11 protein-coding genes are annotated in these 12,203 nt (G+C 69.1%); 5 read left to right on the top strand and 6 right to left on the bottom strand.

The genetic code is table 11. The features are described 5' to 3' along the window. Positions 1-128 precede the first annotated feature (128 nt). The 3 genes from zwf to ACT7B3_RS13305 all read left to right on the top strand — a co-directional run bounded on the left by zwf (position 129) and on the right by ACT7B3_RS13305 (position 3,047). Positions 129-1,637, top strand: a complete 1,509-nt coding sequence (zwf, locus tag ACT7B3_RS13315; protein ID WP_445158260.1) for a glucose-6-phosphate dehydrogenase — start codon at positions 129-131, stop codon at positions 1,635-1,637. Position 1,638: 1 nt separating this feature from the next. Then, positions 1,639-2,316, top strand: a complete 678-nt coding sequence (gene pgl / locus ACT7B3_RS13310) for a 6-phosphogluconolactonase (protein ID WP_445158259.1) — start codon at positions 1,639-1,641, stop codon at positions 2,314-2,316. Positions 2,317-2,384: 68 nt separating this feature from the next. Beyond that, positions 2,385-3,047: a bifunctional 4-hydroxy-2-oxoglutarate aldolase/2-dehydro-3-deoxy-phosphogluconate aldolase gene (locus ACT7B3_RS13305; protein WP_445158258.1), complete on the top strand. Its 663-nt coding sequence runs from the start codon at positions 2,385-2,387 to the stop codon at positions 3,045-3,047. 110 nt (positions 3,048-3,157) lie between these two features. Here ACT7B3_RS13305 and ACT7B3_RS13300 read toward each other — a convergent pair whose 3' ends face one another. Further along, on the bottom strand, positions 3,158-4,357 hold the full coding sequence (locus ACT7B3_RS13300) for an MFS transporter (RefSeq protein WP_445158257.1): 1,200 nt from the start codon (positions 4,355-4,357) through the stop codon (positions 3,158-3,160). 40 nt (positions 4,358-4,397) lie between these two features. Next, positions 4,398-4,742, bottom strand: a complete 345-nt coding sequence (locus tag ACT7B3_RS13295) for a DsrE/DsrF/TusD sulfur relay family protein (protein WP_445158256.1) — start codon at positions 4,740-4,742, stop codon at positions 4,398-4,400. Between the two features lie 103 nt (positions 4,743-4,845). Between ACT7B3_RS13295 and ACT7B3_RS13290 the strand changes: the two genes are divergently transcribed. Next, a complete protein-coding gene (locus ACT7B3_RS13290; protein WP_444677029.1) occupies positions 4,846-5,523 on the top strand; it encodes an ArsR/SmtB family transcription factor in 678 nt (225 codons plus the stop codon). A gap of 63 nt (positions 5,524-5,586) precedes the next feature. Here the strand turns inward: ACT7B3_RS13290 and ACT7B3_RS13285 are convergent, their stop codons facing one another. The 4 genes from ACT7B3_RS13285 to ACT7B3_RS13270 form a co-directional block, all read right to left on the bottom strand. After that, positions 5,587-6,549 carry an aldose epimerase family protein gene (locus ACT7B3_RS13285; protein ID WP_445158255.1) on the bottom strand — a complete coding sequence of 321 codons (963 nt, stop codon included), beginning with the start codon at positions 6,547-6,549 and terminating at the stop codon, positions 5,587-5,589. A gap of 15 nt (positions 6,550-6,564) precedes the next feature. Continuing rightward, a complete protein-coding gene (gene glk, locus ACT7B3_RS13280) occupies positions 6,565-7,533 on the bottom strand; it encodes a glucokinase (RefSeq protein ID WP_445158254.1) in 969 nt (322 codons plus the stop codon). Then, positions 7,530-9,416 (bottom strand): phosphogluconate dehydratase, encoded by a 1,887-nt coding sequence (gene edd / locus ACT7B3_RS13275; protein ID WP_445158253.1) that lies wholly within the window; start codon positions 9,414-9,416, stop codon positions 7,530-7,532. Before edd ends, glk begins: the two co-directional genes overlap by 4 nt. A gap of 113 nt (positions 9,417-9,529) precedes the next feature. Beyond that, on the bottom strand, positions 9,530-10,924 hold the full coding sequence (locus ACT7B3_RS13270) for a coniferyl aldehyde dehydrogenase (protein ID WP_445158252.1): 1,395 nt from the start codon (positions 10,922-10,924) through the stop codon (positions 9,530-9,532). A 111-nt stretch (positions 10,925-11,035) separates the two neighbouring features. On the opposite strand from ACT7B3_RS13270, the gene ACT7B3_RS13265 reads away from it, so the two are divergent. Continuing rightward, positions 11,036-12,169 (top strand): GNAT family N-acetyltransferase, encoded by a 1,134-nt coding sequence (locus tag ACT7B3_RS13265; RefSeq protein ID WP_445158251.1) that lies wholly within the window; start codon positions 11,036-11,038, stop codon positions 12,167-12,169. Positions 12,170-12,203 lie beyond the last annotated feature (34 nt).

Genomic DNA, 12,203 nt, shown 5'->3' with positions numbered 1-12,203 from the left:
CCGTGCCCGTTGGGACAGGTGCGAATGGTGGATTAGGCAAGGGTGAATAGAAGGTAATATTACTAAAATAATTGCCATTCATGCTAATCTTGGATACCTTTTTTGGTAAATCAACAAGGTGGGCGAGTATGAGCGCATACAAGCGGCCCGACGAAGAGTCTCGACCGGTCATCGACCTGGCGCTGTTCGGCGCCCTGGGCGACCTGTCGCTGCGCAAGCTTTACGCAGCGCTGTTCCACCTGGATCGCGAAGGCCTGCTGCACGAGGACACGCGCATCCTGGGGCTGGCGCGCCAGGAGCTGACCACTGACAGCTACCGTCAGCGCGTCAACCAGGCGCTGGAACAGCACGTCAAGCGCGACGAACTCGACGATGCGACGCGAAAGCGCTTCGCGGGCCGCCTGGAATACCTGCAGCTCGACTTCGCCGATGCCGCAGGCTACGAAGGCATCGCACGCTGGCGCAGCGCCGTGCGCCACGACACCGTGATCTCCCCCCTGGTGGTCTACCTGGCCGTGCCGGCCAGCCTATATGGCGAGATCTGCCGCCACCTGCAGGGCGCGGCGTGTCTCGACGAGCTCTCTCGGGTGGTGGTGGAAAAGCCCATCGGCTACGACTTCGACACTTCCTGCGACATCAACGACGCCATCGGCGAGGTGTTCCCGGAGTCGCGGATCTACCGTATCGATCACTATCTGGGCAAGGAGACTGTGCAGAACCTTATCGCGCTGCGCTTCGCCAACCCGCTGTTCGGCACCCAGTGGAATCAGAACCATATCTCCCACGTCGAGATCACCGTGGCCGAGCAGGTCGGCATCGAGGGCCGCTGGGGCTATTTCGACCGCGCCGGCCAGCTGCGCGACATGGTGCAGAACCACCTGCTGCAGCTGGTCTGCCTGATCGCCATGGATCCGCCGGCCAACCTCGATGCCGACGCCATCCGCGACGAGAAGGTCAAGGTGCTCAAGGCGCTGCAGCCGTTCAGCGTGGACCGGCTCAACCGCGATGTGGTGCGCGGCCAGTACATTGCCGGCACCATTCGCGGCAAGGCGGTGCCGGGCTACCTGGAAGAGGAGGGGGCCAACCCCCACAGCGAGACCGAAACCTTCGTCGCCATGAAGACCGGCGTGGCCAACTGGCGCTGGGCCGGCGTGCCGTTCTACCTGCGCACCGGCAAGCGTATGCCGGACAAGCTGTCGCAGATCATCATCCACTTTCGCCAGCAGGCCCACTACATCTTCGACCCGGACCAGCGCAATCTGGCGGCCAACAAGCTGGTCATCCGCCTGCAGCCCGATGAGGGCATCGCGCTGGAAGTGTTGACCAAGGACAGCGGCCTGGATCGCGGCATGCGCCTGCGCCGCGGCCCGCTGCACCTGGACTTCGGCAGCGCCTTTCCCCAGACGCGCATCCCCGATGCCTACGAGCGCCTGCTGCTGGAAGTGATGAAGGGGCGCCAGTACCTGTTCGTGCGCCGCGACGAAGTGGAACATGCCTGGCACTGGTGCGATCGGCTGATTGCCTCGTGGAAGGAGCAGGGCGAGCCGCCGCGACGCTACCCGGCCGGCTCCTGGGGGCCGGTGGCCTCCATCGCCATGATCACCCAGGATGGACGCAGCTGGTACGAGGACTACTGACATGACCGACAGGACGTTATCGCCGCGTGACCACCTGGCGCGACAGCTGGCCGAAGCGGCGGCCGAGGCGCTGCGCCACGATCTCGAGACACAGGAGCGGGCGCTGCTGGTGGTGTCCGGCGGCGCCACCCCGGTGCCGTTCTTCCAGGCGCTAGCCGAACGTCCGCTGCCCTGGGCGCGAGTCGAGGTGACCCTGGCCGACGAGCGCTGGGTGCCCGAGAGCGACGAGGCGAGCAATGCGCGCCTGGTGCGCCGCCATCTGCTGCAGGGCAAGGCTGCCGCAGCCAGCTTCGTTGCGCTGACCACCGACGACGAGACGCCCGAGCAGGGCGTCGAGGCCGTCACCCGGCGCATCGAGGCGCTGACCTGGCCCGCCAGCTTGGTGGTGCTGGGCATGGGTGGCGACGGCCACACCGCCTCGCTGTTCCCCGACAGCCGCGAGCTGGAGCTGGGCCTGACCACCGATGCGCCGGTGCTGGCCGCACGCACCCCCAGCCAGCCCCAGCCGCGCATCACGCTCAGCGCCGACCGACTGCACCAGGCGCGCCGCCACGCACTGCATATCACCGGCGACGACAAGCGCAGCGTACTGGCCCGGGCCATGTCCGGCGACGATTCGCGCGAACTGCCGATCCGTGCCTTTCTTTCCTGCCCGCTGGCCGTCTACTGGGCCCCCTGAGCCTTTTGCCGGGCCCACCGACCTCCCTGGTTGGCGGGCCCCCAGAAACCCTTGCCGGAGTCTTGCCCATGACCATCGACAAACAGCTGCCGTCCACCCGCACCACCGAGCTCGACAGCATCTGCTTCAAGACCGAGGTGATCCCGGTGCTGTCGATCGAACGCATCGAGGACGCCGTTCCCCTGGGGCGCGCCCTGGTCGAAGGCGGGCTCTCGGTGCTGGAGGTGACCCTGCGCACCGACTGCGCGCTGGAAGCGGCGCGGAGGCTCAAGCAGGCGCTGCCCCAGGCCAGCATCGGCGTCGGCACCGTGCTGACCCCGGCCCAGTATCGCCTGAGTGAACAGGCGGGCGTCGACTTCGTGGTCACTCCGGGCACCACCGAGGCGCTCTACCGCTATGGGGTCACCAGCCCGGTGCCCATGCTGCCGGGGGTGGCCACGGTATCCGAGCTGATGACCGGCTGGCAGTACGGCTACCGCCGCTTCAAGTTCTTTCCCGCCGAGGCCAGTGGCGGCGTGCAGGCGCTCAAGGCCTTCGCCGGCCCGCTGCCCGATGCCCGCTTCTGTCCCACCGGCGGCATCAACCTCGACAACGCCGAGGAGTACCTGGCGCTGAAGAACGTGATGTGCATCGGGGGCTCCTGGCTGACGCCGAAGTCGCTGATCGACGCCGAAGACTGGAACGGCATCCGCCAGCTGGCGCGGGAGGCGGCCCAGCGCTTCCACCGCTGAGCGGTGCCAACGGTTTTTCACCTGCTCTCTCGACAGCCAGGCGCTGTCCCTTTCCCCGGCCGCCAGGCCGGGTTTTTTTGCTCTTTTCCAAGTGGGAGGGGCGGCTTGGCCTAGGCCTGGCGGGAGGCGGTCGCTACCCGCCGCTGGCGCCACCATAGGGTGGCCAGCGCCACCAGCAGCACCGGGGGCAGCATCGCCAGGTTGAGTGCCTCCCAGCCCAGGCGATGCAGCAGCTGCCCGGCCAGCAGCGAACCGATCGCCACCAGGGCGAAGATGACCAGGTCGTTGACCCCCTGTACCTTGCCGCGCTCGGCTGCGGAGTGCACGGTCGAGAGCAGGGCGCTGCCGCCGATGAAAAGGAAGTTCCAGCCGACGCCCAGCAGCACCAGGGCCAGCCAGAAGTTGACGAGGCCGGCCCCGCTGGCCGCGACCAGCGCCGCGGCCGCCAGCAGCGCGGTGCCGGCCAGCACGACGCGATCCACGCCGAAGCGCGCGATCAGGCCGCCGGTGAAGAACGACGGCGCGAACATGCCCAGCACGTGGGACTGCATGATGAACACCACCTGGCCCATCGAGAAGCCATGCGCACGCATGGCCAGCGGGGTGGCGGTCATCACCAGGATCATCACGGCGTAGCCGATGGCGCCCGCCAGCAAGGCCACGCGGAAGCTGGGCTGGGCGGCGATTTCCGCCAAGGAGCGCGCGACGTCGACGGCCTGCGCCGTGGGGCTGGCCGGCACGCGCAGCCAGCTCAGCAGGCCCACCGCCACCAGGGCCAGCAGGGCGATTACCAGGTATGGGCCGCCCGCCGGCGCGGCGGCGATCCAGTGCTGAGCGGCGCTGGCGTTCCACGGGCCGAGGAAGGCGGCCACCACCCCGCCGGCCATCACGAAGGAGATGGCCCGGCTGCGGAACGCCGGGCTGGCCACATCCACCGCCGCGAAGCGGTAATACATGGCGAAGCCCTGGTAGAGACCGAGCAGCAGGTTGCCCGCGCAGAATAGCCAGAAGCTGCCCAGGGCAATGCCGACGAAGCTGACCAGGCCGCCGCCCACGCCGCCCAGGATGGCACCGGTGATGAAGCCGAGGCGCCGGCCGACCCGCTTCATGAACAGGGAGGCGGGCAGCGTCGAGGCCACCGTGCCCAGCATCGTCATGGCAATCGGCAGGGTGGCCAGGGCCGGGTCGGGGCTGAGCTGCTGCCCGACCATGCCACTCAGCGTCATGACCGTGACCATGGCGATCATGAATAGGGTCTGGCTGGTGACCAGGATGGCCACGTTGGCTCTTTCGTGCGGCAAGGTTGCCATCGGCAGGGGCTCCTGTGCAGGCCGTGGGGTCAATGCAATATCAGAAGATCAGTACCTTGTCGGCCTGCTCGGTCGCTTCGGCCAGCGCCTCCATGGTGCTGCGCTGGGCACCCTCAACCACCTCGTCGTCGGCTAGGCCGCGGGCGTCCATGCAGGTGCCGCAGAGCAGCACCTTGCCGCGGCGGGTGACACGCCGAAGCATGCGCTCGGTATTGTAGAAGCCATCCGGCGTTCGCTGGCCGCTCTTGGCGGCGGAAACCGCATCTCCCATGAGGAACACGGTGACGTCTGCCTCGCGCTGGAGCAAGGCATGGGCCAGCCGCAGGCCGTTATAGAGGCGCTCGGTGCCGTAAGGCGGGTCGTTGATGAGAATCAGGGTCTGCATGGAGGCCTCTTTCATTCATTCTATTAAACAATAGAATATTGGGAATAAGTTGGCCTCCCGTCAAGCGGTTGGTTACCCTGGCGTGCCCTACCGGAGGATTGCCATGACCTCACAGCAGGATCTTTTCGATACGCTGGCGCAGGTGGCGCGTGCGCTGGGCAACGGCCACCGCCTGGCGCTGCTCGAGCGGCTGGCGCAGTCCAGCGCCGCCGTCGAGGCGTTGGCGAGCGCCACCGAACTTTCCGTCGGCAACGCCTCCCAGCACCTGCAGCAATTGCGCCGCGCCGGGCTGGTCACCGCCAGCCGCTCGGGAAAGCAGATGATCTACCGCCTGACCGACGAGCGGATCGTCAGCCTGCTGGGCCTGCTGCGCCAGGTGGCTGAAACCAACCTGGCCGAGATGGAGCGCCTGGTCGGTCAGCTGTTCAGCGAGGACGATGCCTCGCAGGCGCTGGAAGCGGTGACGCGCAGCGAGCTGATGGCGGGGCTTGCGCGTGGCGAGGTGGCGCTGCTCGATGTGCGCCCCGAGGAGGAGTACCGCGCCGGGCACCTGCCGGAGGCGATCAACATTCCCCTGGAGCAGCTGGAGGCGATGCTCGACCGCCTGCCCCACGACAGGCAGATCGTCGCCTACTGCCGTGGCCCCTACTGCGTGCTGTCGCATGAGGCCGTGCAGCGACTGCGTCGCCTGGGCTACCGCATTCGGCGCTTCGAGGAGGGTTTCCCGGAGTGGAAGGCCGCCGGTCTGCCGGTGACGGCGGCAGGGGACGGCCTTTCCTGACGCCGGGGCGTCGTCTCCTTGGGCAAGCGCCCGAGGCGGCGGCAGGAGCGGCGAGAACCCGGCTCAGTCGGCCAGTGACAGGGTGGTGCCGAGCAGGTGCTGAGCGCCGGGCACCAGCCACACCGGGTCGAGTCGGGTGTTGGCCGACTCCACGCAGAGGAAGCGCCGCGCGGCGGCCGGCGAGGTGTCCTCGGGCAGTTCGGCGCCGGGGTGCCACACCACCGCCGAGTCGCTGCCCTGGCGGGCGATGCGCAGGCGCCGGCTGCCGTCGTCGAGCAGCAGCTCGGCGTTGCTGTGGTAGATGCGGTCGAGCCCCCCGCGTACGGCGAGCTCGCCCTGCTGCTGGCGCTCGGCGAAGCCGGCCGGCTTGTCCAGGTAGCGGGCGCCGGACAGCCCCGTGAGGCGGCAGGCGAAGCTGTCGGCCACGGCCAGGTAGCTGTGCAGGGCGCCGCTGAGCTTGACCGGGGTCTCGCCGACATGCTCGGTGATCAGCTCCACGTGCAGGCGCCGGGCGTTGGCCTGGACCACCACCCGTGGGATCAGCTGGCTGTGCAGGCGTTCGGCAGGCGCTAGGTGCAGCTCCACGCCGCCCTCGTGCTCGTCGACTGCTTCCAGTTGCCAGCTGGCCTTGCGCGCTGGGCCGTGAAAGGGGCCGGAGCGATCCGGCGATTCATCCGCGCCGCGCTCGTCGGCGAACCACGGCCAGCACAGCGGAATGCCGCCGCGAACAGCGCCGGGCAGCGCCTGGGGTGTGGGCGTAACCCACAGCCAGCCGCCGGGCACCAGCGCCTCTTCTCCGTCCGTGCTGGAAGCGCCGCCACTGCTGTCGCGCGTGGCGTCGGACGCGGGAAGATCAGTACGCGCGGCGTCGGACGCCGGTAAAAAGTGAAGCACCTGGGCGCCCTGCAAACACACCGCCAGTTCGCCCCAGGCTTCGCGGGCCAGCCACACGCGGCGGTCGGCCCACTCGCACTCGCGGCGGCCGTCGGTCTCGTCGAGCAGGGCTCGCAGGCTTTGCGGGATCATTCGCGCTCCTTCACGTCATTCCACTTCTTCGTTGTGCAGGGCCTCGGCGGCGCCCAGCAGCCCCGGCCAGGGCGCGGTGACCACCCGCACCGGGATGGCGCGGTTGTAGTCGCTCATGCGGCCCTTGGCGGTAAAGGCTTCGACGAAGCGGCTCTGGGGCAGCCACTCCAGCAGCCGCGGCAGGATGCCGCCGCACAAGTAGACGCCGCCGCGGGCGCCCAGGGTCAGGGCAGCGTCGCCGCAGACGTCGCCGAGGATCTTGAGAAACCGCAGCAGGGTATCACGAGCGATGGCGTCACCGCCCGCGGCGGCGGCCGTCACCTCGGGCGGGGTCCGGCAGCTGGGATTGGCGCCTTTCAGCGAGCAGTGGGCCAGGTAGAGATCGAGCAGCCCCTGGCCGCACAGGATGCGTTCCACGGAGACCCGGCCATAGCGATGGCGGAAATGCCGCAGCAGGTTCTGCTCGCGCTCGTCGGTGGGGGCGAAGGTGGCGTGGCCGCCTTCGCTGCCGAGCGGCCGCCAGGCGTGGCGGGTGGGGATCAGGCCGGCCATGCCGAGCCCGGTGCCGGGGCCGATGGCCAGGCGGGGCCCTGCGGGCTGCGGTATGCCTGGATGTATCTCCACCAGCTCGTCGGCGCCCAGGTGGCTCACGCTGAGCGCCTGGGCGATAAAGTCGTTGATCACCTTGAGTCGGGTAAGGCCGAGCGCTGCCTGCACCTCGCGGCGCGAGAAGTGCCAGGGGTTGTTCGACAGCTGAATGCGGTCGGTGTGGGTGGGGCAGGCGAAAGCCAGGCAGGCTTCCCGTGGCGCGGTGTCGGCATCCAGGCCGACCCGGGCCAGGTAGTCGCGCACCGCCTCCACCAGGCCGGGATAGTCGGCGCAGGGCAGGGCGATGCTCTCGCGGGGGGCGTGCTCGCCCGGCGTGACCAGGGCGAAGCGGGCGTTGGTGCCGCCGATGTCGCCGATCAGGGCCGGTCGCGTCATTGGTCCTCCTGGGCGATCTTCTCGAGCTCGCGGGAGAGCACCTCCTCCTCGAAGCCGCCGAACACCCCGGCGCCCTGCTCGGCGCCGGCGGCCAGGTGGCGGAAGCCGCCGAACAGCTCGCGGCCCATGCCGAAGTGGTAGCGCTCCAGGCTGGGCTCGACGATGCCGCGCCCGGCGAACTCGGCGGCGTCGACCAGCGCGGTCAGCTCACCGCGCTCGGCGTCGAGGCGCACCACGTCGCCGTCGCGCAGGCGCGCCAGCGGGCCGCGGTCCACCGCTTCCGGCGTGACGTGGATGGCGGCGGGCACCTTGCCCGAGGCGCCGGACATGCGCCCGTCGGTGACCAGCGCCACCTTGTAGCCGCGGTCCTGCAGCACGCCGAGGAAGGGGGTGAGCTTGTGCAGCTCGGGCATGCCGTTGGCCTTGGGCCCCTGGAAGCGCACCACCACCACCACGTCGCGGTCGAGCTCCCCCGACTCGAAGGCGGCCTTGACCTGGTTCTGGTCGTCGAAGGTGCGCACCGGCGCTTCCACCACGCGATTGGCCTGCTTGACCGCCGAGATCTTGATCACGCCGCGGCCGAGGTTGCCCTCCATTACCACCAGGCCGCCGGTGGCGGCGAAGGGGTTGGAGACCGGGCGCAGCACGTCGCTGTCGAGACTCTCCGTCGGCCCCTCGCGCCAGGTGAGCTTGCCGTCCTCGAGGAACGGCTCCTGGGTGTAGGCGGTCAGGTCGGTGCCGAACACGGTGGGAATGTCGCCATGGATCAGGCCGGCGTCGAGCAGCTCGCGGATCAGCAGGCTCATGCCCCCGGCGGCCTGGAAGTGGTTCACGTCGGCGCTGCCGTTGGGGTAGATCCGGGTCAGGCTCGGCACCGCCGCCGAGAGGTCGTTGAAGTCGTTCCAGTCGATGGTGATGCCGGCGGCGGCGGCCATCGCCACCAGGTGCAGGGTATGGTTGGTCGAGCCGCCCGAGGCCAGCAAACCGACCATGGCATTGACGATGGCGCGCTCGTCGATCTGGCGGTAGAAGGGCCGGTAGTTGCCGCTCTGCTCGGTGTTGCGGATGGCCTGCTCGGTGGCGTAGCGGGTCAGCGCCTCGCGCAGCGGGGTGCCCGGGTTGACGAAGGAAGCGCCCGGCAGGTGCAGGCCCATCATCTCCATCATCAACTGGTTGGAGTTGGCGGTGCCGTAGAAGGTGCAGGTGCCGGGGCTGTGGTAGGAGCGCGATTCCGCCTCGAGCAGCTCTTCGCGGCCCACCTTGCCCTCGGCGTAGAGCTGGCGGATGCGGGCCTTCTCGTCGTTGGGCAGGCCGCTGGGCATGGGCCCGCCGGGCACGAAGATCGCCGGCAGATGGCCGAAGCGCGCCGCCCCGATGAACAGCCCCGGCACGATCTTGTCGCAGATGCCCAGGTAGAGGGCGGCATCGAACATGTTGTGGGACAGTGCCACGGCGGTGGCCATGGCGATCACGTCGCGGGAGAACAACGATAGCTCCATGCCCGGCATGCCCTGAGTGACCCCGTCGCACATGGCCGGTACGCCGCCGGCGAACTGGGCGGTGCTGCCCATGCCGCGGGCGGCCTGCTTGATGACCTCGGGGTAGCTCTCGAAGGGCCGATGGGCCGAGAGCATGTCGTTGTAGGACGAAACGATGGCCAGGTTGGCGCTGTTGGTCAGCTTGAGGTGATCCTTGTCGCCGGCATGGTCGCAGCCGGCAAAGCCGTGAGCCAGGTTGCCGCAGGAGAGCTCGCCGCGATGCACGCCCTGCTGGTGCTGGGCGGCCATGTGCGCTTCATAGAGCTTGCGGCGGCCCCGCGAGCGCTCGCGAATGCGGGCGGTCACCTGCTCGACGGTGGAATTCAGTGCGGTGGGGCGAGCCATGGAAGCACCTCGCGTCAAATTAATTTTATAAAGTTTACTTTCTTGATGGGCAAAATTCCCTTTTTATTGGCGTAATTGTTGTTGAAAAACGTTTTTTCACGCAGCATCGAGGCTCACCAAAGCCGCAGCAGGCGCAGCAGCCAGCGCCGGTAGGGCGGGTTGAGACGCTTGACCTGGGCGTGGCGGGACTGCTCGAACACGCTGCGCTGGTGGCTGAAACGCAGGAAGCCCGCCTCGCCCTGGTAGCTGCCCATGCCGCTATCCCCTACACCGCCGAAAGGCAGCGCCGGCACGGCGTTGTGCCACAGGGTGTCGTTGAAGACCACGCCGCCGGTGTGGGTCTCCTCGAGGATGCGCCGCTGCTGTGCTGCATCTTGGGTGAAGGCATACAGCGCCAAGGCCCGCGGCCGCGAGCGAATGACACGCAGCGCGGCGTCGAGGTCGCGAACGCCGATGACCGGCAGCCAGGGACCGAAGATCTCGTCGCGCATCAGCGTAAGCTCCGTGTGAGGATCGACGATCAGCGTGGGGGGCAGCTTGGTGGCGTCCTGCGGGTCCGGCTCGCCCAGTGGGATCACTCGGCAGCCGTGGTCCCGGGCTTCGTCCAGCATGGCCCGCAGGCGGGCTCGCGGGGCCTCGCCGAGCACTGCGGTGTAGTCGTGGCTTGCCGCGCCCTTGGGGTGGAAGCGCTGCAGGGTGGCCTGCAGGGCGGCGATGAAGCGGTTCAGGTGAGGTTCGTGCACCAGCACATAGTCCGGGGCGATGCAGGTCTGCCCGGCGTTGAGCCACTTGCCGAAAGCGATGCGTTCGGCGGCCCGGTTCAGGTCGGCATCGGCACACACCAGGGCAGGGGTCTTGCCACCCAGCTCCAGCGTCACGGGCGTGAGGTGGCGGGCGGCGGCCAGGGCCACCTGGCGGCCGACTTCGGCATGGCCGGTGAACAGCAGGTGGTCGAAGGGCAGGTCGGCGAAGGCCCTTCCGGTGTCGGCGTCGCCGACCACCACATCCAGCTCCTCGGGCACGAAGTAGCGCGCGGCCAGGCGCGCCAGCAGGGCGCTGGTGGCGGGCGTCTTCTCGCTTGGCTTGAGCATGACCCGGTTGCCGGCGGCCAGCGCATCCACCGTGGGCAGCAGCGCCAGGTTCCACGGGTAGTTGCTCGGAGAGATGATGCCGACCACGCCCAGCGGCTGGCGATAAATCCGCGCCTTGGCGGGCCATAGGCGCCAGGGGACCGGCACCCGGCTCGGGCGCATCCAGCGGCGCAGGTGGCGGCGCGCATGGTGCACGGCCTGCAGCACCGTGGCGACTTCCGCCAGGCGGGTTTCCGCCTCGGCGCGGTGGCCGAAGTCCTGCTGGATGGCCGCGACGATCTCGCGGCGATGCTGGCGCGTCATCAGCGCGAGGCGCTTCAGCCTGTCGTGCCGTACGGTGCGGCTCGGGTGCGGGTCGGCGGCGAAGGCGCGACGCTGGAGATCGAAGCGTGCTGCGAGCGGGCTGGCATCGGCCATTCGCGTCATCCTGTACGGGAGATGGAAAGGGGCGGCGGGCTCTGGGCACAATGTAGGCCGTTTCCCGGCGGCTTGTCAGCTGCCCCCGTGCCAACTGCAAGCGAGGAGCCCATGGCCGAGCTGCGCGTGACCGAGCTTTCCACCATCGAGGCGGTCGAGGCCCGGCAGTGGAACGCCCTAGTGGGCGACGACCACCCCTTCCTGCGCCATGAGTTCCTGCACGCCCTTGAGGCGAGCGGCGCCGCCAGCCCTGCCACGGGCTGGGCGCCGCGCCACCTGACCCTGTGGCGCGGTGCGCGGCTCGTCGGCGTCATGCCGCACTACCACAAGCATCACTCCGCCGGGGAGTACGTATTCGACTGGGCCTGGGCCGATGCCTGGGAGCGCGCCGGCGGGCGCTACTACCCCAAGGGGCTGACGGCGATTCCCTTCACGCCCGCGCCCGGGCCGCGCCTGGCGTTGGCCGACGGCGAGGACGCGCTGGCCGCGCGGCGCTCGCTGGCCACCGCCTGGGAGCAGGCGGAGCTGTCGAGCTGGCACCTGCTGTTCGCCGAGGAGGGCGAGGTGGAGGCCTGGCAGGCGGCCTGCCCTGCGCTGGTGGCGCGCCACGGCGTGCAGTTCCAGTGGAACGATGCGGGTTACGGCGACTTCGAGGGCTTCCTGGCCGCGCTGACCTCGAAGCGGCGCAAGGCGATCCGCCGCGAGCGGCGGCTGGTGGCCGAGCAGGGGCTGAGCCTGCATCGCCTGGAGGGCGACGCCATCGACGACGCCGCGCTGGCCCACTTCTTTCGCTGCTACGAGATCACCTACCTCGAGCGCGGGCGCCACGGCTACCTGAACCTCGACTTCTTCCAGCGCCTGCGGCGTACGCTGGCCGATTCGCTGCTGCTGGTCCAGGCGCGGCTCGAGGGACGGCCGGTGGCCGCCGCGCTGTGCCTGCAGGGAAGCCGTACCCTGTATGGGCGCTACTGGGGCAGCGAGGTGCTGGCCGATAGCCTGCATTTCGAAGCCTGCTACTACCAGGGCATCGAGCACTGCCTGGCACGCGGACTGACGCGCTTCGATCCGGGTACCCAGGGCGAGCACAAGCTGGCGCGCGGCTTCGCGCCGCGCCGGCTGCGCTCGCTGCACTACCTGGCCGACCCCGGCCTGCGAGCTGGCGTGGCGCGCTTCTGCGCCGAGGAGCGCCGTCACCTCGACGTCTACTGCCAGGCAGCGCAGCGTGCCCTGCCGTTCAAGGCGTGAGCCGGCGGGGGGAAAGTGGCATAATGCCGGCTGC

The organism is Halomonas sp. E14 (assembly GCF_052568415.1).
Note: the sequence above shows the minus strand (reverse complement) of the source record. Positions and strands in the feature narration are given on the sequence as shown.